Consider the following 21,642-nt stretch of genomic DNA (forward strand, 5'->3'; position numbering starts at 1 on the left):
TATGGAAGAACAGAACAATCAATTGAACATCGAACTTACGGAAGAGGTAGCCGAAGGCACATATTCTAATCTAGCTATTATAACGCATTCCCATACAGAATTTGTAATAGACTTCATTCGCGTAATGCCAGGTATTCCCAAAGCAAAGGTAAAATCTCGAATTGTCCTAACCCCTGAACATGCGAAGCGATTAATGAAAGCTTTTCAAGATAATATAGCGAAATACGAAGCTAACAATGGAAAAATTGATACGCATGAGGAACCTCCGTTTCCTATGAACTTTGGAGGTCCAACAGCGCAGGCGTAGCCTTGTTATTCGTTATTTGTTGTTAGTTATTGGAGCTATTTATTTGCCAACGACCAGTAACTGACAACTTACAATCAGTAAATGAAAAATTTAAACTTTAAGGATAAATGGGTGTTGGTTACCGGGGCTTCCTCTGGCTTAGGGGCTGAAATGGCGAGACAATTAGCCGTACAGCACGGTGCCAACTTAATTTTGTTGGCACGGCGTAAAGAGCGCTTAGAGTCACTGAAAACCCTTATTGAAGGTGAGACTAACTCAAAGGTAAAGGTTTTCGCTATCGATTTGTCCATACCGGAGCAAGTTGAAAAACTTCTGCAAACCATTTTATCTGAATACGACTTGTATGCAGCTGTTTTAAACGCTGGTATTACTTATTTAGGCAAACATTTGGCACTGCCGAAGGAGCAATTTAACCAAATGATACAAACCAATATAGTTAGTGTGACGTATATGACAAGTCAATTAGCTGCGTATTTTGAAAGAAAACAATCCATTGGTGGTATCATGATTGTATCCAGTATGGCGGCTATTTTTCCTACGCCATTTCAAGCCGCCTATGCAGGCACGAAGGGTTTCCTTCTTAATTTTGCATCTGCTCTTTCGCAAGAATTAGAAAATAGAGCGTTATCTATTACCGTGTTTTTACCAGGAGGTATTGCCACAGAAATGACCGCAGGAGACGGTTTTAACGAACTTCGTGGTTACCTAATGCCTGTGCAACAGGTTGCAAAAGAAGGACTGGTAGCTTTCAAAAAAAGAAAATCAACTTATATTCCCGGATTTCTCAATCGCTTAAGTAGCAAACTGGCTTTCTTACTTAGAAAAGATTTCATTATCAAACAAACCGGGAGGACTTATAAGAAGTCGTTGGATAGACATTCGGAGTTGTGAGTTGCCCGTTGTGGGTTATGAGCTTTTTAATTTACAAAACTCACAACTCGTAACCAACAACTCACAACTTTTATTTAAACCATTCCATTACCTCGTCTTTGCTAGGCATGGGGGCTTCAATTTTCATTTTTTTCCGTAAACCACCGAGATCGTTAAAAACCTTATTTGGATTGGCTGTCTTTAATAATTCGATAGTAGTTAGACCCATTTTTTGCAACACCGGAACCCAAACTGCCGGGACACCTTGTGATTCATAATCGCCGGTAGATGCAGCTTTTACGACTTTTTCAGGCCGCATTTGTGGGAAGAACAATACATCCTGTATACTAGCTTGGTTGGTCATTAACATGGCTAAGCGATCTATACCGATGCCAATCCCTGAGGTAGGAGGCATACCGTATTCCAAGGCCCTTAAAAAGTCATAGTCTATAAACATCGCTTCATCATCCCCCCGTTCCATTAATTTCAATTGATCTTCAAAGCGTTTAAGCTGATCTATTGGATCATTAAGTTCGGAATAAGCATTCGCCAGCTCTTTCCCGTTTACCATGAGTTCAAACCGTTCGACGAGGCCTTCCTTACTGCGATGCTTCTTCGTTAAAGGACTCATTTCTACTGGATAGTCGATAATAAAAGTTGGTTGGATATAATGATGCTCACATTTTTCACCAAATATCTCATCTATTAACTTTCCTTTACCCATGCTTTCATCAACCGGAATATGAAGTTCTTTACATACAGCTCTTAAGCCAACTTCATCCAAAGCGGAAACATCAAAACCGGTGTGTTCTTTTATGGCATCATATATGCTGATCCTTTTATAAGGAGCAGCGAAGTTAATTTCCTTATCACCAACTTGTACAGCTGTTTTACCGTTTGTAGCAAGCGCTACTTTCTCGAAAAGCTGCTCTGTGATATCCATCATCCATAGATAGTCTTTATATGCCACATAGAATTCCAGTACCGTAAATTCCGGATTATGGGTTCTATCCATTCCCTCATTGCGAAAGTTTCTACTGAATTCATACACCCAATCGTAACCACCAACGATTAAGCGTTTTAAATACAGCTCATTGGCAATTCTTAAATATAGCGGGATATCGAGTGCATTATGATGCGTAATAAACGGTCTTGCAGCAGCACCGCCAGGTATACTTTGTAAAACAGGTGTATCGACTTCAATAGCCCCCTGTTCATCCAAGAAATGCCGTATGGCGGATTTGACTTTAGTTACCTTCGCGAAAGTTTCGCGAACATGTGGATTCACCACTAAATCAACATAACGCTGTCTATAGCGAAATTCAGGATCTGTTACAGCATCAAAAATTTTACCATCTGCTTCCTTTACTATAGGTAGTGGTTTCAGTGATTTTGCCAATAATGTCAACTCAGTTGCATGGATCGAAATAGTTCCTGTTTGTGTCGTAAAAACATGACCTTTTACGCCTACAAAATCACCGATATCCAATAGCTTCTTAAAAACAGTATTATATAAAGTCTTATCCTCTGTCGGGCAAAGCTCATCTCGCGTCAGATAAACTTGAATGCGGCCCGTTGTATCTTGAAGCTCAAAGAAAGAAGCACTTCCCATCACGCGCCTGCTCATCATACGACCTGCAATGCTAATATTTTTATAATTCAGCTTATCGCGATCATAGTTCTCATGGATATCGCGTGCACTCGCATTAATGGCAAATGCTTCTGCCGGGTAAGGTTCTATTCCTAATTGGATCAATTGATCTAAAGCCTGTCGGCGTAATACTTCCTGTTCTGATAAAATGCTACTCATTTAGTTAAAAAATATATACTCACTTGAAGGAGAGAGAACGTGGGTTTCTGTATACAGATTTACGAAATAACCTTGGTTCCGATTTCTCGCAAACTTAGATAAAATTGCCCTGATATGCAAAGGCGTAAACAGCAAAAGCAGTGTATTTTAGCAGTTTCACTTATTTGCTAAAATGTGTTCTGTAGCGTTTTGTTCTTCCCCGTCGTTAGACAGGTGTATGGATAAAAAGAACGACGAAACGGGTTTTATAGAAGCTACCAGCTAATTTGAAAAGAAAGATTTGTTAAAGGAATCCTTCGTGAACCAAGAAATAAGAACTCTTTTTTAACAGGTTTGCGTATTTTTGAATAAGCTTTGATTATTGGTTAAGGGGACGAGGTGCTTTCCAAATTAGTTGTATTGCTGTAGTGAATTACCGTTTAGGATTTTTAAGTAAGAAGAAAACATTAACACTCGATAGTGCATTGGATGCTTGTGTCCAAAAAGATGAGGAGCGAGCTAAAGAATTTATCTACAAAAAGTACTATGGATACGTGTTAGCGGTAGTAACTAGGTATGTTAAGAATGAGTATGATGCTGAAGAGTTGGTGAATGAAACATTTATCAAAGCCTTTAAAAATTTACCTCGATTTAATCGTGTAGGAGAGGGACCCATTCTGGAAAAATCGTTTAGAGGTTGGCTGGCAAGAATAGCAGCAAATCTATCCATCGACTTACTGCGGTCTCAAAAAAATATGGTAGCGATGGAAGAAGTTGGCGAGCAGGATATTAAGCCAGTTTTAATTAATGCCTCTGACAAGCTCTTTGCTGAAGATATCCTAAAGCTGTTAGAAAGATTACCCGAAATTCAAAGGATCATTTTCAACCTATACGAAGTCGAAGGATACGCACATGAAGAGATTGGAAAAATGTTGAACATACCGGACAGCACTTCCAGAACTTACCTTACCCGTGCAAAACAGCGGTTGAGGAAACTTTATCTTGATGAGTTTGCCATCGGGAAACAATAAAAGTGTAAAAATTTGCTATGAAAGAAAAAGATAATAAGGAACTGATCGATCGCATGGCTGACGTCTTGCGAGGGCATTCAGCACCTTATAGAGAAGGGGCATGGGAGCGGTTTGCGGGTTTACAGAAGCGAGCGCGGAAAGTTATACCTCTTTGGTATCTCGGCGGCGCAGCAGCAGCTGTTTTATTGGGAGTGGTATTTTTTGTAAATAGAAATACCATTGACAAACCAATTACTCCTTCGATAGACTATACACAAAATAATAAACTAGAAGATCATCGGAGAGATACGATGTCTGAGCAGACTGCTCCTGCTATAACTGAACAGAACAACAGGGATAGAGATAAACCACGTCAACAAAATAATGACAATTTGCTGGCGCAGCTATCCACAGATGAAACAGAAATTAAGAAAGATGGTCCCTTAACGAAAGTATTTAATGGGGAACAATTAAGAAAGACGGATAATCACACAGAGCAATTTAAAGATAGAGAAAACGAAGCTTTATCGGCTAACCGACGTGTTAAAGAAGAACAAGCATCCGATTTACCACAAGAAGAGCAAACACCAAAAGCTGCAAATAAGACTACCAAAGACAGGGAAGAAGCGTTGATTAGCATGTTGAGCGAGAACAATTCTTCGTCAAATTCTTCCGAGCGTGCATTGATGAATCACACAGATTATTCGGGTGATAAGCGTTGGAATGTCGGGGTTATGTTTGCTCCCTCTTTAACCGATGAACGTTTTAATATGGGTGGTGGCGTAACAGTAGCTTATAAGATTTCAAAAAAGGTATCTATAGGCTCCGGTGTTTCTTTAGTGGATTTAGGATTTCGGCAATCATCACCTGGCGCATCCAGTGATGGTCCTATGAATTCACCCGCTTCAGCCTCGCTCAGCGATGCGTCCCCTACGCTAAATGCAAAATCGCTCGAAACAAAAGAGCTAACATCGGTCAATACAAATTTGCTTGCGTTGGATATACCAATTGATATTAAATATCAAGTAAGTAAACAATTTTATGCCAGTGCGGGTATTTCCTTTTTTGCTGTATTGAATGAGGATAGGACTAACAATTTCCTAACACGTACACCAACAAACAGAACGATTCAAAATACAGAAGGCTATGCCTTCAGTCAACCGGAGTTTCAAATAAATAATGTTAGCGAGAAGGCAGAGGAAACACCCCTTCAAGGGAATGGTTATTCTGGATTCCTCAACTTTTCCGTAGGAAGAAAAATGCCTATTTCAAGAAAAGTCGGTATAGCAGTAGAACCTTTTTTCAAGATACCCATTGGCAGCTTATCGAACCAAAATATGAACCTTCGTTATGGCGGTGTGCGCGTAATTACTAGTTTTTAGTAACTTAGTTGCGTTCATCGTATACGAGACAAATGAAGGTTTACTATATTATCCCTGCAAGTAGTAGAATTCAGGCAATGGCTTTATGGCCCTTTGTTATTGCAAATATAGCATTGAAAGATCGGGGCGTATCAACGCAACTCCTAAGACATGAAAAAATACATTTAAGGCAGCAATTGGAGTTGTTGATTTTGCCATTCTACGTGTGGTATCTTAGTGAGTGGTTGGTGAGATGGTGCATTTATAGAGACAGAACTCGAGCATATCGGACTATCTGTTTTGAGCAAGAGGCTTATACCCACGATGTACAAAAAAATTACTTGAAAGTAAGAAGAGGGTGGAGTTTTCTGAGGTATTTAAAATAAATGAAAGGGCATCGATTAATCGATGCCCTTTCTATGAAGAATAAAAAGCTGACTAATAAAGAGTGAATTCCACTCGACGATTGGCTTGTCTTCCTTCAGCAGTTGCATTCGTTGCTATCGGTTGAGTTGGCCCGTAACCTGTGGCTTCTATACGAGACGGATTAGCTCCTTTACTTACTAAATACGCCTTAACAGCTTCCGCACGTTCTTTTGACAATCTCATATTCAATTTCATTGAACCCGTATTGTCGGTGTGTCCCGCTAATTTCAGACTGAAATTCTTTTCTACTAATAGCCCCGCCACTTTGTCTAGACTTGGATAAGATGTTGGGCGAATGGTTGCTTTACTTAAGTCGAACTCCAAGTTTTTAATAGCTTCATCTACTACCCGACGATCTTCTTCTGTTACCGTGATTTGTTGCACGACCTTTTTAGCTTCTGGCAATGGGCAACCTGATCCATCTACTTTTGCATCAGCTGCAGTACCAGGACACTTATCAAATTTATTAGCAACACCATCGCCATCATCATCCGCCAAATCAGTTGCCAATTGAGCTTTTAGCGCTTCATTTTCTTCTTTTTGAGCTTTTAACGCCGTTGCTAGCTCATCGTAACTGGCCTGATATTCCTTGCGCATATCTACTACCGGATTTCGGCTGCCCAAGAAAGGTTTGGTCGCATCTCCCAAGGCAAATTCAAGACCGGCATGTACATATGAGAACATATCCTTTTTACCTGTATTCCACCCATCAAGTGATCCGGTATTAGCCAAATTCAACTGGTAACCTAAATCAATGTTAATTCCGTTAGCAACACCAAATTTAAAGCCCAAACCTGCTGGAATAAACGCCTTCGTTGTTGAGCCAATTTCATGTTCAGCACCGCCTGTCGTAATTGTTGGGTTGTAATTCAGTGCCCCTATACCGAGCGATAAATATGGTTTGATTACGCCTTGTTGATGTCTCCAGCTGATGTTTGCCAACGTTACATCTGCGCTTAAAGCTGCCGACCAAGGTAATTTAGTTGAGAATTTGTCATTACTTCCCTCGGCGCTACCATTTAATTTTCCTCCTAAATATTCTGCTTTAAGTCCGAAGGCAGGCGTTATTTGCTTCTTCACATAAAAGTTGTAACCCAACTGGCTCTCCACTCCACCGTAATCTCTCCTAAATCCCATGACATTCCATTGGTTAATAATTCCGGCACCGACCCCGATTGACCAGGTTCTAAATTCGCTCTCAGGCGCAAAAGGTTTGACATCGTTCACCTGTGTGGTTTGAGCAAATACGGGCGCCGACGCCAATAGTGCTAAAGCAATCAGAGAGTTGGTTTTTTTTAGTCTAAAGTTCTTGATCATAAAATTTAATTTCGGTTGTAAATTGTTTTCTGAAATTTGTTACTGTATGACCAAAAACTAGACCATTTCTACAATATTCTGTATAAGAAATTGATTATTAGGTGCTTTTATTCAAGTTTAGATGAGGGGGGTGTGCTAAAAAAAGGACGATTTTCTCGTCCTTTTTACCTGTTTTGTCAAAAAAATACAGATTATCGCAAACGGTCTGCTGATTTAATAAGCTTCGTGTCGCGATTTATTCCTTTGATGGCTAAGAGTAGAAAAAGAATGTAAGGAGGGATAAGCAGGGAACCAATACCAATATTATTTAATTCGATATTTTTGTGAACGGCTTCAAGAGCACTGTTGGCAGAAAAAAATAACCAGCATGCGAAAAGAACGGTCAGCAAAAGCGTAATTAAAATCATACTTACCTGTTTCTTTCTGTTTTTATACTTTAAGATCGCAATTAACGGTAATATGGCCAATAAAATTGTCGCAATTGCCTGAAGGATAAAAATGAAGGAAGTACTCAATTGATTCTGTCCACCGGCATTATTGAGAACACCGGTTACTTTTAGTGCCATAGCAATACCTTCGTTGTCAGAAAATTGCGCGTAAGGAAATAAAAATAAAACTAAAATGGTTATTGAAGCTAATAATAGCCAAACAGTTTGTATGCGCTGTATCATGTCAAAAAGTTATATCTTGCCACAAAGATAATATATTCGTGCCTTGCTTATACAATAGAAGGGTGTTTCTTTTTTTATAGTCAAAAATCCACCTACTTTTAGCTAAGTTTGCAATAGTGGAATCAGTAGCGAAAAGATATTTTGTAGAACTAGCCTTCAATGGTGGGGCTTATCATGGTTGGCAAATACAGAAAAATGCCATTAGCGTTCAGGAGGTATTTAATAACGTATTAAGCATCGTACTACGAGGGCCGATTGAAACGGTTGGCTGCGGAAGAACAGATGCCGGCGTGCACGCAAAACAACTCTTTGCGCATTTTGACGATCCCTACGGAATAATAGCGAAAGATGAGAAACGTATTGTAACGGGATTGAATGCACTACTGCCAACGGATATTGCAGTAAAACGACTTTTTGCCGTAGCTTCTGATGCACATGCCCGATTTGATGCTGTTAAACGATCTTATGAATACCATGTACATTTCAATAAAGATCCGTTCCTTCATAGTTTTTCTTGGCAAGCGAAAGATCGACCTGACGTGGCGGCTATGAACGAGGCGGCGAAGCAAATGATGGCATATCGAGATTTTAGTTGTTTCAGTAAATCGCATACACAAGTATTTACGAATAATTGTCAACTTTCCAGGGCGGAGTGGCATTGGCTTGATGCGCAACGGCTGGTCTTTTATATATCAGCTGATCGATTTTTGAGAAATATGGTGCGAGCAATAGTTGGTACTTTACTGGAAATAGGAAACGGAAAACGTGATGTAAATTATATTCATGAAGTTATTAATAGCAAAAATAGAAGTATTGCAGGTGTTTCTGTGCCTGCGTGTGGATTATATTTGACGGAAGTTACGTATCCTTGGGATGCAAAATAAAGTAAAAATTCAAAAGTAAAAAATCCCTTAAAAACGGGCGATGTATCAATGATTAAAAAGCTGCAGACCGATACTTGAGAGCCGAAAGCAGTGGATGTAAAAATGAGTGAAGGAAAGATAACAGGTAAAACGTACGATACCCAACTTTTGCGTAGATTGGGGAAATATCTGAAACCCTATCGGACTTATTTTGTCTGGTCCGTTATTTTAACACTGGTTGTAGCGGGTATTTCCCCACTTTTACCCATGTTAGTAGAATATACCCTGGATCAGTTTATTTTAAAAAACAATTACGCGGGGCTAAACCTAATGACCCTTTCAATGTTTGGTTTGCTCATCTTCCAAACCGTCATCCGGTATTATCATACGTTGCTAACTAATTCGTTGGGACAATCTGTTATTAGGGATCTTCGGATAGAGACGTTTAATCATATCACCGATCTCCGACTCAAGTATTTTGACAAAACACCTATTGGAAGACTAATAACACGTACCATTTCCGATTTAGAGACTATTGCCGATATATTTTCTGAAGGACTCATACAGATTATTGGCGATATCCTTCAATTAGTTGTCATCATTGGTGTTATGTTTTATACAGATTGGGAACTGACGCTTATTGTGTTGATCCCGATGCCACTGATGGTTATTGCTACCCATTTCTTTCAAGAAGCCATGAAGTCTGCTTTCCAGGACGTAAGGCATTGGGTATCCAATTTAAATACGTTTTTACAAGAACACATATCAGGGGTAAGTATTATCCAATACTTTGCACGTGAGAAACAGGAAATGGATAAGTTTGAAGCCATTAATGCCGAACATCGAAATGCACATATTCGCTCGAACTGGTATTTTTCCATTTTTTTTCCGGTAATCGAAATTATCATGGCCATTGCGTTGGGCCTGCTTGTATGGTATGGCTCTAAATCTATATTGGGAGGCCGGATCTCACCGGGAGTTGTTGTAGCCTTTATTATGTATATTAATATGATTTTTCGACCTATTCGGGAGTTGGTTGATAAGTTTAATACACTACAGATGGGCATGGTAGGAGCTGAGCGCATCTTTGCAATTTTGGACACGGATGAAAAAACACCCAATAAGGGAACTTTAAAGCCGGACAAAATAAAAGGAGATATCACTTTTAATCAGGTATGGTTTACGTATGATGATTATGTCGAAGGGAATGACGATGTGATCTTGTTCGATCAACATGCCATTAATCACGAAAATCGGTCGGCGGTAAAATGGGTGCTCAAAGATGTAAGTTTCAGCGTGAAGGCCGGCGAGACACTGGCTTTGGTTGGAGCCACGGGCGCGGGTAAGTCTTCTACGATTAACATTCTTAGTCGTTTCTACGAAATCAGCAAGGGTACGATTCAGTTGGATGGTCTTGATATTCGTTCGTATGATATTAACTATTTGCGTAGAACAATCGCAACCGTTTTACAAGATGTTTTTCTTTTTTCTGACTCCGTTGCTAACAATATAAGTCTTTACGATCCCAGCATCTCCCGAGAGGAAATGATAGAAGCGGCCAAGCAAGTAGGTGCGCATGCTTTTATTGAACGACTTCCGGGGGGGTATGATTATCAAGTAAGGGAACGTGGATCCACATTATCGGCTGGACAAGCCCAGCTCATATCCTTTATAAGAGCCTTGGTTCATGATCCCAAGATCCTGGTGCTTGATGAAGCGACCTCTTCTGTAGATACAGAAACAGAGCTATTGATCCAAAGTGCTATCGACAAGTTAATGAAAAATCGTACCTCTATTGTCATCGCACATCGTTTGTCTACGATTCAAAAAGCCGATAAGATCATTGTTTTAGATCATGGAGAAATCAAGGAAGTGGGGAACCATCAGGAGCTTCTTCATATGAATGGTTATTATAAACGTTTATACGATTTGCAGTTTCACTCTGCAGGAATTTAGATTAGCCAATGCGATAATTAGTTGATTAGCCAATTAGCTAATTAATATCCATTTTCTTCAATCTCTTTCCCTTATTTTCAAATGAATTTAGTAAGTTTGCCATACAAAAATTCGACCAATGAGTGTACTTGTCAATAAAGATTCAAAAGTTATAGTTCAGGGCTTTACGGGCACTGAAGGTTCGTTCCATGCGTCACAAATGATCGAGTATGGTACCAATGTAGTTGGTGGCGTAACTCCTGGAAAAGGAGGGCAAACCCATTTAGATCGTCCCGTTTTCAATACGGTCCAAGATGCGGTAGATACTACAGGTGCTAACGTATCCATCATTTTCGTTCCTCCGGCATTTGCTGCAGATGCGATCATGGAAGCCGCCAGTGCAGGAGTAGAAGTTATCGTTTGTATTACAGAAGGTATTCCTACCAAGGATATGATTCAAGTAAAGGAATATCTAAAAGATAAAAAGTCTCGTTTAATTGGGCCAAATTGCCCAGGTATTATCACCGCTGATGAAGCTAAAATTGGTATTATGCCTGGATTTATCTTCAAAAAGGGTAATGTGGGGGTTGTGTCCAAATCGGGTACATTAACTTATGAGGCGGTAGATCAGACAGTTAAAGCCGGTTTAGGAATTACAACCGCGATTGGAATTGGTGGAGACCCCATTATCGGTACTACTACCAAAGAGGCGGTGGAATTGTTAATGAACGACCCCGAGACTGAAGGTATTATTATGATTGGTGAAATCGGCGGCGGAATGGAGGCAGAAGCTGCGCGTTGGATTAAAGAGTATGGTAGCAAGCCTGTTGTTGGCTTTATCGCTGGACAAACTGCGCCTCCGGGACGTAGGATGGGGCACGCAGGAGCTATCGTTGGTGGAGCAGACGATACAGCTGCCGCGAAGATGAAAATTATGCGTGAGTGCGGTATTCGCGTAGTGGAGTCCCCGGCAGAAATTGGTGTTGCTATCGCCGAAGAGTTGGCGAAAGTGCAAGCCTAAGCTTCTCTTAATTGATTACATGGAAGTTGACTGATAAATTACGATCAGCTGACAACATAAATGACAAAGCCCGAAATTTTTTACGGGCTTTTTTCGTATATTGTATTATAGCTGAATAAGATGAGAAACATAAGTCTTTTATTGATGTGCTTAGGTTTGATTTTTCAAGCTTGCGCACAAGTGGCTTCAAATGAAAATAAATCAATTCAAAAAAAAGTACAAATGGAACCAAAAGAGCAAATAGATACAGCCATTAAATCAACCGGAAACTATAATAAACTAAGTGAAGAGGAAGCATGGGTTATTGAAAAAAAAGGTACCGAAAGACCCTTCACAGGTGCTTTATTGGATAATAAAGCTAAAGGTGTCTATATCTGCCGCAAATGCAATGCGCCTCTTTATCGTTCGGAAGATAAATTTGAATCCCATTGTGGATGGCCAAGTTTTGACGATGAAATAGAAGGAGCAGTTAAACGAATTCCTGATCCGGATGGTATGAGAACCGAAATTGTCTGTACAAATTGTGGTGGGCATCTTGGACATGTGTTTTTAGGAGAAGGATTTACAACTAAAAACACCAGACATTGTGTAAACTCGGTCTCCATGAAGTTTGTTCCGTTGGAGAAATAAAGGAATGCGAATCGTCTAAAGTAGGTGCGCAAGGGGCAGAGGTGGTTATTAAACCGTTTTAGTAACACAATTTCAAATATATTCTTTATTTTAGCTTTCTTAACATCAAGCTAACATAAATAATTAAAATGAATAAGAACATTTCTCGGTTTGTATGCGGTGCATTGTTGAGTTTGCCTTTGCTGGCAGGCGCACAAGAGAGAAAACTGGTTGATTATGTAGATCCCTTTATTGGTACAGGAGGACATGGGCACACTTTTCCTGGTGCAACGGTTCCTTTCGGTATGGTGCAATTAAGTCCTGACAATGGTCAGGCGGGCTGGGATTGGTGCAGTGGTTATCATTATAGCGAGAACCATATAGCTGGTTTCAGTCATACACATTTAAGTGGAACAGGTATAGGTGATTGGCTAGATATATCCGTAATGCCTTTATTATATCCGCTGAACGATGAAACAGCAGATATCAGAGCAACATTCAGTCATAGTAATGAAAAGGCATCCCCTGGGTATTACGAGGTTGAATTCGATAATAAAATCAAAGCAGAATTGACGGCAACGGAAAGAGTAGGATATCATCGCTATCAATTCCCGAATCAAAGTGTACCTGTTTTACGATTGGATCTTGGTTTTCACCTCAATTGGGATTCACCTACCGAGACTTATGTGAAGGTGCTGGATGATAGCACCCTGATTGGCTACCGATATTCTACCGGTTGGGCTAAGGTACAACGCGTTTATTTCGCACTCAGAACTTCCAAACCATTTAAAGAAGCCGTCTTAGCAGGTCATGGAGTACAATCAGCACAAATTAAAGCTGCTAAAACCGAAGAAAAAGGAAAAGGAATCAGTGCTCAGTTGGTGTTTGATGAACAGCAGAAAAATATAGAAATTAAGGTCGCCCTGTCTATGACAGACGAAAATAGGGCATTGCAAGCTCTTCAAGAAATAAAGGACTGGAATTTTGAGCGGGTAAAGACAGATGCTGCCAACAAATGGGAACATGAACTACAAAAAGTGCAAGTTTCTTCGTCAGACGAAAAGCTAAAACGTGTGTTTTATACAGCCCTTTATCATACCTCGATCGCCCCTTCTTTATTTTCAGATGCAGACGGAACTTACAAAAATGTAAGTGGCAAAGTGCTCAAAATGGCGAATAACGATCAACGTTATACCGTTTACTCGCTATGGGATACATTTCGGGCACTTAATCCCTTATTTACCGTTACACAACCGGAGAAATATACCGGCCTGCTTAATAGTATGCTAGCGTTCTATGATGAAAATGGGTTATTGCCTGTGTGGGATTTAAGTACTTGGGAAACCAATACAATGACCGGCTACCATGCAATACCTGTGATAGCAGATGCCATTTTGAAGGACTGGCCCGGTATTGATAAAGAGAAAGCATATAAAGCGATGCTCGCTTCTGCATTTCAAACGGGTAGGGGTGTGCCTGAATATATTAAGTATGGATATATGCCTCAGGATAAGATGGGGCATAGTGCCAGTGTAACCTTGGAGTATGGTTATGACGATTGGTGCATTGCGCAAGTGGCCAAAAAATTAGGAAAGGAAGACGATTATTTAAAATTCAGTAAACGAGCACAAGCTTATCAGCATATTTTTGATAAGAAAACAGGGTTTATGAGGGCAAAGAACAGCGATGGAAATTTTGTCCTTCCATTCGATCCTTATTTATCCGAGCATGATGAGGTGAAAGCGCAATATGTGGAAGGAAATGCTTGGCAACACTCTTTCTTTGTGCCACACGATGTAAGAGGTTTAGCGAATTTGTATGGTGGTTCCGATAAGTTAAGTCAAAAGCTTGATTCTTTGTTTTCTGTAAACTCCGAGTTAACCGGAGGGAATACATCACCTGATGTAAGTGGTATGATCGGGCAATATGCTCACGGCAATGAACCGAGTCATCACATCGCGTATATGTACAGCTTTTTGGGGGAGCCATGGAAAACACAAGAGCGTGTACGGCAGATTGTCGATTCCATGTACCATGATCAACCAGATGGTTATGCAGGAAACGAAGATTGCGGACAAATGAGCGCTTGGGCTGTATGGAGCATTGCAGGTATTTATCCTGCTAATCCAGCAAGTAGCCAATATGTCATAGGAAGTCCAGCCGCTGATGAAGTTGTCTTTAGACCGGGCGGAGGGAAAGAGTTGCGCTTTAAAGCGATAAACAACAGCAAAGAAAATATATATGTACAAGAAGTAAGGTTTAATGGTAAAAAGTACGATAAAACTTATTTTAGCCATGCAGATATAATAAATGGGGGAGAAATTGAGTTTATAATGGGAGCAAAGCCGAATAAGAAGTGGGGAAAGAAGAAAGGGACATGGCCACAATCAGCAATAGATAGCGAATAATGAGAAATTTTTGCAACATAGTTAAACAGGCACTGATTTTCAGTGCCTGTTTATTTTTACTGGCTTCGTGTGCTCCTCGTTTGCATGAACGCGGAGGAGCTTCTTATTATGCAGATAAGTTTAAAGGGAGACGCACAGCGAGTGGAGAGAAATTTAGGCAATACAAGTTGACAGCAGCTCATAAAACCTTGCCATTCGGTACAAAGGTTAAAGTTAAAAATCTCAATAATGGACATACCGTAACGGTGCGTATTAACGATCGGGGACCATTTGTTTCCGGAAGGATCATCGATTTGTCGAAAAAGGCAGCTCGTCGACTAGGTATCGTACAGTCAGGAACGGCCCAAGTCGAGATAAGTTATAAGAAAAGGAAGAGGTGATTTAATTAGCTAATTGACCAATAAGCCAATTAGCTAATTAGGATTGATTACGTGAGGTAGCTGTTAATTTCCAAAAGGAATCTTAATTCCTAGGTTAACACCCAACCCTCCAATATTGATATAGGATCGTAATTCATCGGCGGGTTTACTTGAATCAAATCCCTCCCAACCGGCAACGTTATCCCCACTTGTTATAGTTTTATGATAATTCACCAATTTACTGCTTTCGCTGGCGGCGTCTTTACTGAGTGAGCCATTGGCTACGGGTTGCCCATTATATACGACCGTATATTCACCACTTAAATCATGAAGTTCCTTTTTCTTCCCCCCGACAGAAATGTTTCTATATTCCAATTCAGCATAGATACTGATGCGATCATTTAACATCCAATCGAACCCTATAGCGCTCTGGAAACCTACTGTAGGGTTTGCTTTAATCCGGTCTACGCGTTCTACATTAGCGAGTATCATGGTTGAGCCTGGAGGAACATTGGCTGGAACCATATGCATGCTTTCCGCAATACTACCTGTTCGGTCATTTGCAGTCGTTGTAATTTCTAAATAGCCCCCAATAGGAATAATTACACCCGCTTTCACATAAGGTTTTACATTACTACTGGTTGGAATGTGTGCCACGAGTGCAGGTGCAACGTCAAATGCCTTTACTTTGCCGCTGTTGTGCAAATTCAGTACTTCATTTCCACCAAGGCTACCACGCTGGCGCATCATATCTTGAGAGCGACTGTTGTAGTAGTTAAGTCCGATTTCCACGCCTAATATTCTGCTAAAGCGATAACCAGGAGTTAAACCGACTCGCCACCCTTCACCGAAAGACCCGGTAATCGTACTTTCTGATACCGTTTGCTGGGTAGGAGGGTCGCCGGGAATGATGTTAAAGATTCTGTCCCTTGCCGGTTGGCCGCCTATAGCGGGAAATTCGACAGGGGTCACTTTTAAGAAATAGGCTCCGCCTGCTTTGATATAGAAACCTTTATTGTAGTCATCTTGAGCTTTTGCAGAGTAGAAAAACGAACCGACAAGTATACCTGCCATTAAAATCATCTTCTTCATAATGTAAAGTTTAAATAGGAGTTCTCAAAATTGGTTTATCGTTTTTATTATGCTTGCATAATAAATACAAACGAAAGTAATAAAGGTTTGTAGTAATTGCAAATTTTTAGTAATAAAGAAAATACGTTAATACTTTATTTTTAGAAAAACAGCAATTGGAGGGGAAAGTGTATCGTAGTGAATTTTTTATACTTTCAAGGAAGCAATTTTATACGCTTCCTTGAAAGTTATAAGTTTATAATGTGTTAGCTTTACTTTTACAAAGTGTTCCAAATGTAAAATTTTTATTTCTTCTATGCAACAAAAAAGTAATAAAAAAATGGCTTAAAATGATAAGTGTAATGAATTCAAAATTCAAAACCCCGAAGGGCTCATTCATACCTTAAAAAAACTAACAAAGTATCAATAATTCAAAAAGATATAGCGAGTGTTTGTATGATTAGATAGCATCAAAATTTTACCTTATTTCAGTTTATCCTCAATGAAGGTAATGATCTCGGCTGTTTGTCCTGGCTCAAACCAATATGTATTGCTGTCTTTTTTAAACCAAGTGATTTGTCGCTTAGCAAATTGCCGTGTATGTTGTTTTATCTTATCCACGGCCTCCTCCAAGGTGTATTTACCGTCCAAGTGATCGAAGAGTTCTGCATAACCGACGGTAAGCAGGGGAGGTTGTGTTCTATACGGAATAAGCCGTTGAACCTCTTCCATTAATCCCTGCCGCATCATTAAATCTACACGCTTATTAATGCGATTGTATAAGATATTCCTTTCGGTATTAAGTCCGATTTTTATCAGCTGAAAGGGCCTTGGAGCAGATTGTTCCTTTCTAAAGGAAGAAAAAGGTTGACCCGTACTTTCATATACCTCAAGTGCGCGAATGATTCGTTGCGGGTTATAAATATCTACCGCTTTATAATAATCGGGATCCACGTGCTTCAATTTTTCCTGTATGGAAGTTAGTCCCTCATTTCGGTACAGCTGATTCAGATGTTCCCGCACACCCGGTAGCGGACGAGGAAGTTCATCCAATCCTTCACATACAGCATTTACAAACAAGCCACTTCCCCCTGCCATGATCACCACATTTTTTTCCAAGAAAAGTTCTGCTAATTTTGCTAAGGCGTCCTTCTCAAAATCACCGGCACTATAGGTATCCTTTATACTAAGCGAGTTTATGAAAAAATGGGGCGCAGCCTGAAGTTCCTCATCATTTGGCTTTGCCGTACCAATGGTCATTTCACGATAAAATTGTCTAGAGTCAGCTGAGATAATTGCTGTACGGAAAGCCTGAGCTACCTCAATAGCTAAGGCAGTTTTGCCAATTGCCGTAGGGCCTACTATGGTAATGAGTGTCTTGATAATATTTTTAATTAGCCAATGAGCTAATCGGAAAATTAGCCAATAAAGAGTTATGAAAATATTGGCTAATTAGCTAATTGGAAAATTAGCTAATTAGTAGTCATCCTCGTAATTTTCGTTATCAGAAAATTCACCGGAAAAATCGTCTTTTTCTTCCGAATCATCCTGCGTTTCTTCGCCATCCATTAAATCCAAATCCATATCTTCGGCTTCATCGATACCATACTCGGTTTCATTGAGGAAATCATAATCTTCCTTATCCTCTTTTTTTGAGGCAGAAGCATCTGTAGGAACAACAGCAGCACCGAATGGTTTTGGAGCAATTCCAACGGTTTTAACAGTGAGCGGATATACTTTTCCACTTTCTTCTTTTAATATCTTAATGAGTTGAACGTGAAAATCAAAGGGTCTATCAAAGTTATAGGTATAGTAAAATTTCTGGTGGGGATCGTCGATAAATTTGTTCAATTTAGAACGTTCCATCAGTATTATTCCTCGTTCTTCTTTTCGCTTAGTTGGCAAGTAGGCAATTTCTTCACCCTTCATCCATTGATCGTTACTAATAAAAAAGGAAGAGGAGACCTCTGGATTATAACCGGTTGATTGATGGATGGCATGATGCAAATCTAAAAAAGTATGCGTTGAAAGCACATCAATTTCGCGGATAATATCGTCGTAATCTTCAAAAGTAACTCGAAACCTATAAATAGCCATGACAGAAAACCCTGTTTTTATTTTAAAACGCTAATATCACTAAAAAAGTAAAAATTAAAAAGTAAAAATTAAAAAGCCTGCCTCCCGGACGGACGGCCTACCCCCCGTGGGGAAGGTAAAAAAATGAAAAATCTGCTGTCGGCTTATGGGCGAAAGATTGTATTGCAACACACCCGTAGCAATGTCCTATTTATGACCGTTGTTTGATAAGACCCAGTTCCTTTCCTTTCTTCTCCATATAGGCAAGCGCCTCTTCCCGGTTATTTTTTATGTCGCCTTCTAAAATTGCTTCTCGTATTGCTTTTTTAATAATACCCACTTCCGGGCCCGGGCGCAGGTTAAATGACTTCATAATATCTTCACCACTCACAGGAGGCTGCCAATTTCTTATCTGATCGCGTTCTTCCACATCTTTGATCCGTTGTTTTACCAGCTCAAAGTTTTCTCTATACTTTTTACGTTTGTATTCATTTTTTGTTGTTACGTCTGCATGGCAAAGTTTCATTAAGCTGTCGATATCATCGCCGGCTTCAAAAAGTAAACGCCTCACAGCAGAGTCCGTCACGATATCGTTTGCCAGCACAATGGGGCGAAGATGGAGAAGCACCAACTTTTGTACAAACTTCATTTTATCGTTGAGCGGGAGTTTAAAATCGGCAAATATCTTTGGAACCATTCGTGCTCCTCGGTCCTCATGCCCGTGAAATGTCCATCCCTGTTTTTTATCGAAACGTTTCGTAGCGGGTTTTGCAATATCATGTAGAATAGCAGCCCATCGCAACCATAAATCGTCCGTAGCCTCGGCTATATTATCCAATACCTCTAGGGTATGGTAAAAATTGTCTTTGTGTCCTTTGCCATCGATAATCTCAACGCCATATAATTGGGTCATCAGTGGAAAAATGAGCTCTAGCAACCCGGTATCGAAAAGGTAATTGAACCCAATACTAGGTTTTTTTGAACAAATGATTTTGTTGAGCTCGTCGGTGATGCGTTCCTTCGATATAATCTTGATACGTTCACGTTGTGATTTAATCGCATTAAAGGTTGGCGAACTGATTTTGAACTGTAACTGACTGGCAAACCGTATAGCACGCATCATTCGCAATGGGTCATCAGAGAAAGTAGTTGCCGGTTCCAATGGTGTACGGATGGTTCTGATTTGAATGTCTTTTACACCGTTGAAAGGATCTAGCAATTCACCGAAATTATGTTTATTCAGGCTTAGTGCCATCGCATTAACCGTGAAGTCACGTCGCTTTTGGTCATCTTCCAACGTGCCATTTTCAACGATTGGTTTGCGCGAATCCCTTCGATAAGATTCTTTTCTTGCACCCACAAATTCAATATCAATCTGGCCGTGGCGCAACATAGCCGTTCCAAAATTTTTGAAAACGGACACCTTAACGTTGAGATAATGACCTACCTTTTCCGCAAAGTCAATACCACTTCCAATAACCAAAATATCGATATCCTCTTTGAAAGGTCTTTTCATCAATCGATCGCGTACATATCCGCCAATTACATAAATTTCTGTATCGTATTGATGGGCTAAATCGCTCAGCGTGTCAAAAATAGGAAGTTGCAAGTACTCTTTCATCAGTGGGGCAAAAATAGGGAAAATTTTGTGAGTTACCAGTTGCGAACTGTAAGTAGATCCTACCATTGACCACTGACTTCATGGCTTTCGAGATCGCTTTAAGTGATCATGAAGAGACACAAACTCATTGCCTTCGGTTGATGGCTCATTACCTTACGAGGCTACTTTCGGATAAAAGAAAAGGCCCCACTCGGATCCAACTTCATGATTGTTGAAGCCTGCTTGGGTGTTAAATCTGTTTGGCCAAATTCCACTACATAGTCAACGCCGTTCTTAATCTCATCACTTATTTCAAGAAAATTTTTAGGGGAAGGCTCGCCACTCCTATTGGCAGAAGTAGAAACAATAGGTTTTCGGAAACGTTGGATCAGCTGTTCGCAAAAGCGATGCCTTACGATTCGGATACCAATACTGCCATCTTCGGCCACTAAATTAGACGCCAGATTTTTCGCGCCTTCATATACGATTGTGAGCGGCTTTTCTGTGTATTCGATCAATTGATAAGCAACTTCCGGAATTTCTTGCACATAGCCCATTAATTTATTTTCATTTTCAAGAAGAATAATCAGGCTTTTATCTTTCGAGCGACCTTTTAATTGATATACCTTGTTGACGGCCTCCGGGTTAGTGGCATCGCAACCAATGCCCCAGATGGTGTCTGTGGGGTATAGAATGATACCGCCGGATTTTAATACTTCGAGTGCGTGGTTAATATCACTGTTCATTGTATGTTTTTATAGAAGTTAAAGAGATCGTTGGCCAGATTTTTAGGCTCAAAGCGCTGTGCATAATCTTTACCCTGCGCAATCATCGATGTTCGTAGTTCTTTATCTTTACTGATTCGATTAATTGCAGAGGATAGCGCTGCATCATCATCAGGGTCTACATACAAACTGTTCGGTCCTCCGGCTTCCTCCAGACAAGAACCCTTTGCTGCAATTACGGGTACCCCACTATTTAATGCTTCAATAATTGGGATACCAAAACCTTCGAAGCGAGAAGGATAAACTAAGATATGTGCTAATTGATAGATAGTAGGCAAGTCATCGAAGGGTACGGAATGAAGTAGTATAACACGTTTCTGCAACTTCCTTTTGGCTATTTCGGCTTGAACAAGTTGTAAATAAGGGGTTGCTTTGCCGATTACAACCAAATATATATGAGCAGCAATATGCTCCAAGGCCCTGATGGTAAGCAATAAATTCTTTCTGGTTTCAATCGTGCCTACTTGTAATAAATATGTAGGAGGCAACTGATATTTCTTTTGAACCTGCTCTTTTTTAAAGGTGTTTACGGGAAGCTTAAAATGCGGGTGGCAACTCTGGTAAATAACCTCAATTTTTTGTGCTTCAACACCTAGGAAATCTACTAAATCCCGTTTCGTTTGTTCGCTAATGGCGACAATTTTATCAGCCTTTCGGCAAGCCTTTTTGATTTTATAACGATAAATAGTTCGATCAATTGGTTTAAAGTACTGAGGGTAACGAATAAAAATAAGATCATGTACCGTTAGAACCCATTTGGTTTTTCCTTTCTTTGGCCCAAAAGGTAACTCATGACTTAAACCATGATAAATATCCAAGTCGTAGTTACATGCAAGTGAATTCAAAGAAAAACTGCGCCATAAAGAAGAGAACTTCTGCGTTAGTCTATTTGAAGGAAGAACCTCCAGAACATGTAAGCCTTCAGCTTTATACAAAGCTGAAGGCTTACTGTTAAATAAGAAGTAATGATTTTCAGGATGGAAATGGCACATGCCATCAATCAAGGACCGACTGTAGTTGCCTAATCCCGTTTTGTTATGAAAAGCACGTTTCGCGTCATATCCGATCTTCATTTAATTATTTCTCATAAGGGTTGATGGCCGCTCAATATAGATAATTGTTACCGTGTGTCCAGATTATTTTATAGGTGTTTATGTTCAGCAA

At 40.0% G+C, this 21,642-nt stretch carries 20 protein-coding genes; 11 read left to right on the forward strand and 9 right to left on the reverse strand.

The window, feature by feature from the left end; genetic code table 11:
- Position 1 precedes the first annotated feature (1 nt).
- Complete coding sequence (locus tag RYH73_RS15170) at positions 2 to 307, forward strand: DUF3467 domain-containing protein (protein ID WP_335314283.1); 306 nt, start codon at positions 2 to 4, stop codon at positions 305 to 307.
- Positions 308 to 388: 81 nt separating this feature from the next.
- Entirely contained in the window at positions 389 to 1,198 is an 810-nt protein-coding gene (locus RYH73_RS15175) for an SDR family NAD(P)-dependent oxidoreductase (RefSeq protein ID WP_335314284.1), read from the forward strand.
- A gap of 70 nt (positions 1,199 to 1,268) precedes the next feature.
- Here the strand turns inward: RYH73_RS15175 and lysS are convergent, their stop codons facing one another.
- On the reverse strand, positions 1,269 to 2,987 hold the full coding sequence (gene lysS, locus RYH73_RS15180) for a lysine--tRNA ligase (RefSeq protein ID WP_335314285.1): 1,719 nt from the start codon (positions 2,985 to 2,987) through the stop codon (positions 1,269 to 1,271).
- 407 nt (positions 2,988 to 3,394) lie between these two features.
- On the opposite strand from lysS, the gene RYH73_RS15185 reads away from it, so the two are divergent.
- Genes RYH73_RS15185 through RYH73_RS15195 form a run of 3 tightly spaced genes read left to right on the forward strand, consistent with a single transcriptional unit; the run spans position 3,395 to position 5,723 of the window.
- On the forward strand, positions 3,395 to 3,997 hold the full coding sequence (locus RYH73_RS15185; RefSeq protein WP_335314286.1) for an RNA polymerase sigma factor: 603 nt from the start codon (positions 3,395 to 3,397) through the stop codon (positions 3,995 to 3,997).
- Positions 3,998 to 4,014: 17 nt separating this feature from the next.
- Complete coding sequence (locus RYH73_RS15190) at positions 4,015 to 5,358, forward strand: hypothetical protein (RefSeq protein WP_335314287.1); 1,344 nt, start codon at positions 4,015 to 4,017, stop codon at positions 5,356 to 5,358.
- 32 nt (positions 5,359 to 5,390) lie between these two features.
- Positions 5,391 to 5,723, forward strand: coding sequence for a hypothetical protein (locus tag RYH73_RS15195; protein ID WP_335314288.1), 333 nt, complete (start codon positions 5,391 to 5,393; stop codon positions 5,721 to 5,723).
- 52 nt (positions 5,724 to 5,775) lie between these two features.
- Here RYH73_RS15195 and RYH73_RS15200 read toward each other — a convergent pair whose 3' ends face one another.
- Together RYH73_RS15200 and RYH73_RS15205 are read right to left on the reverse strand one after the other, a co-directional pair.
- Entirely contained in the window at positions 5,776 to 7,080 is a 1,305-nt protein-coding gene (locus tag RYH73_RS15200; protein ID WP_335314289.1) for an OmpA family protein, read from the reverse strand.
- A 191-nt stretch (positions 7,081 to 7,271) separates the two neighbouring features.
- The gene (locus RYH73_RS15205; RefSeq protein WP_335314290.1) at positions 7,272 to 7,751 is read right to left on the reverse strand and encodes a DUF4293 domain-containing protein; all 480 of its coding nucleotides are present in this window, start codon (positions 7,749 to 7,751) and stop codon (positions 7,272 to 7,274) included.
- 116 nt (positions 7,752 to 7,867) lie between these two features.
- On the opposite strand from RYH73_RS15205, the gene truA reads away from it, so the two are divergent.
- The 6 genes from truA (at position 7,868) to RYH73_RS15235 (ending at position 14,967) form a co-directional block, all read left to right on the forward strand.
- Positions 7,868 to 8,635, forward strand: coding sequence for a tRNA pseudouridine(38-40) synthase TruA (gene truA, locus RYH73_RS15210; RefSeq protein WP_335314291.1), 768 nt, complete (start codon positions 7,868 to 7,870; stop codon positions 8,633 to 8,635).
- Between the two features lie 102 nt (positions 8,636 to 8,737).
- Complete coding sequence (locus tag RYH73_RS15215) at positions 8,738 to 10,570, forward strand: ABC transporter ATP-binding protein (protein WP_335314292.1); 1,833 nt, start codon at positions 8,738 to 8,740, stop codon at positions 10,568 to 10,570.
- 118 nt (positions 10,571 to 10,688) lie between these two features.
- Entirely contained in the window at positions 10,689 to 11,570 is an 882-nt protein-coding gene (sucD, locus tag RYH73_RS15220; RefSeq protein WP_335314293.1) for a succinate--CoA ligase subunit alpha, read from the forward strand.
- Between the two features lie 120 nt (positions 11,571 to 11,690).
- A complete protein-coding gene (locus RYH73_RS15225; RefSeq protein ID WP_442946097.1) occupies positions 11,691 to 12,200 on the forward strand; it encodes a methionine-R-sulfoxide reductase in 510 nt (169 codons plus the stop codon).
- 128 nt (positions 12,201 to 12,328) lie between these two features.
- Positions 12,329 to 14,587 (forward strand): GH92 family glycosyl hydrolase, encoded by a 2,259-nt coding sequence (locus tag RYH73_RS15230; protein WP_335314295.1) that lies wholly within the window; start codon positions 12,329 to 12,331, stop codon positions 14,585 to 14,587.
- On the forward strand, positions 14,587 to 14,967 hold the full coding sequence (locus RYH73_RS15235; protein WP_335314296.1) for a septal ring lytic transglycosylase RlpA family protein: 381 nt from the start codon (positions 14,587 to 14,589) through the stop codon (positions 14,965 to 14,967). The genes RYH73_RS15230 and RYH73_RS15235 overlap by 1 nt, the downstream gene beginning before the upstream one ends.
- Before the next feature lie 63 nt (positions 14,968 to 15,030).
- On the opposite strand, the gene RYH73_RS15240 is transcribed toward RYH73_RS15235, so the two are convergent.
- The 6 genes from RYH73_RS15240 to RYH73_RS15265 form a co-directional block, all read right to left on the reverse strand.
- The gene (locus tag RYH73_RS15240; protein ID WP_335314297.1) at positions 15,031 to 16,038 is read right to left on the reverse strand and encodes an outer membrane beta-barrel protein; all 1,008 of its coding nucleotides are present in this window, start codon (positions 16,036 to 16,038) and stop codon (positions 15,031 to 15,033) included.
- Between the two features lie 462 nt (positions 16,039 to 16,500).
- Positions 16,501 to 17,454, reverse strand: coding sequence for a tRNA (adenosine(37)-N6)-dimethylallyltransferase MiaA (gene miaA / locus RYH73_RS15245; RefSeq protein ID WP_442946105.1), 954 nt, complete (start codon positions 17,452 to 17,454; stop codon positions 16,501 to 16,503).
- Between the two features lie 39 nt (positions 17,455 to 17,493).
- Positions 17,494 to 18,114 carry an IS1096 element passenger TnpR family protein gene (locus tag RYH73_RS15250; RefSeq protein WP_335314298.1) on the reverse strand — a complete coding sequence of 207 codons (621 nt, stop codon included), beginning with the start codon at positions 18,112 to 18,114 and terminating at the stop codon, positions 17,494 to 17,496.
- A 190-nt stretch (positions 18,115 to 18,304) separates the two neighbouring features.
- Positions 18,305 to 19,714 (reverse strand): CCA tRNA nucleotidyltransferase, encoded by a 1,410-nt coding sequence (locus tag RYH73_RS15255; protein ID WP_335314299.1) that lies wholly within the window; start codon positions 19,712 to 19,714, stop codon positions 18,305 to 18,307.
- 161 nt (positions 19,715 to 19,875) lie between these two features.
- Positions 19,876 to 20,439: an L-threonylcarbamoyladenylate synthase gene (locus RYH73_RS15260; protein WP_335314300.1), complete on the reverse strand. Its 564-nt coding sequence runs from the start codon at positions 20,437 to 20,439 to the stop codon at positions 19,876 to 19,878.
- On the reverse strand, positions 20,436 to 21,551 hold the full coding sequence (locus RYH73_RS15265) for a glycosyltransferase family 4 protein (protein ID WP_335314301.1): 1,116 nt from the start codon (positions 21,549 to 21,551) through the stop codon (positions 20,436 to 20,438). Before RYH73_RS15265 ends, RYH73_RS15260 begins: the two co-directional genes overlap by 4 nt.
- Between the last annotated feature and the right edge of the window lie 91 nt (positions 21,552 to 21,642).

The organism is Olivibacter sp. CPCC 100613 (assembly GCF_036959255.1).
Lineage (GTDB): Bacteria > Bacteroidota > Bacteroidia > Sphingobacteriales > Sphingobacteriaceae > Olivibacter.

Bases quoted from the DNA above. Each gene is read 5' to 3' on its own strand.
- RYH73_RS15170 (WP_335314283.1), top strand. From the start codon at position 2: ATGGAAGAACAGAACAATCAATTGAACATCGAACTTACGGAAGAGGTA.
- RYH73_RS15175 (WP_335314284.1), top strand. From the start codon at position 389: ATGAAAAATTTAAACTTTAAGGATAAATGGGTGTTGGTTACCGGGGCT.
- lysS (WP_335314285.1), bottom strand. From the start codon at position 2,987: ATGAGTAGCATTTTATCAGAACAGGAAGTATTACGCCGACAGGCTTTA.
- RYH73_RS15190 (WP_335314287.1), top strand. From the start codon at position 4,015: ATGAAAGAAAAAGATAATAAGGAACTGATCGATCGCATGGCTGACGTC.
- RYH73_RS15195 (WP_335314288.1), top strand. From the start codon at position 5,391: ATGAAGGTTTACTATATTATCCCTGCAAGTAGTAGAATTCAGGCAATG.
- RYH73_RS15200 (WP_335314289.1), bottom strand. From the start codon at position 7,080: ATGATCAAGAACTTTAGACTAAAAAAAACCAACTCTCTGATTGCTTTA.
- RYH73_RS15205 (WP_335314290.1), bottom strand. From the start codon at position 7,751: ATGATACAGCGCATACAAACTGTTTGGCTATTATTAGCTTCAATAACC.
- RYH73_RS15215 (WP_335314292.1), top strand. From the start codon at position 8,738: ATGAGTGAAGGAAAGATAACAGGTAAAACGTACGATACCCAACTTTTG.
- sucD (WP_335314293.1), top strand. From the start codon at position 10,689: ATGAGTGTACTTGTCAATAAAGATTCAAAAGTTATAGTTCAGGGCTTT.
- RYH73_RS15225 (WP_442946097.1), top strand. From the start codon at position 11,691: ATGAGAAACATAAGTCTTTTATTGATGTGCTTAGGTTTGATTTTTCAA.
- RYH73_RS15230 (WP_335314295.1), top strand. From the start codon at position 12,329: ATGAATAAGAACATTTCTCGGTTTGTATGCGGTGCATTGTTGAGTTTG.
- RYH73_RS15235 (WP_335314296.1), top strand. From the start codon at position 14,587: ATGAGAAATTTTTGCAACATAGTTAAACAGGCACTGATTTTCAGTGCC.
- RYH73_RS15240 (WP_335314297.1), bottom strand. From the start codon at position 16,038: ATGAAGAAGATGATTTTAATGGCAGGTATACTTGTCGGTTCGTTTTTC.
- RYH73_RS15250 (WP_335314298.1), bottom strand. From the start codon at position 18,114: ATGGCTATTTATAGGTTTCGAGTTACTTTTGAAGATTACGACGATATT.
- RYH73_RS15255 (WP_335314299.1), bottom strand. From the start codon at position 19,714: ATGAAAGAGTACTTGCAACTTCCTATTTTTGACACGCTGAGCGATTTA.
- RYH73_RS15260 (WP_335314300.1), bottom strand. From the start codon at position 20,439: ATGAACAGTGATATTAACCACGCACTCGAAGTATTAAAATCCGGCGGT.
- RYH73_RS15265 (WP_335314301.1), bottom strand. From the start codon at position 21,551: ATGAAGATCGGATATGACGCGAAACGTGCTTTTCATAACAAAACGGGA.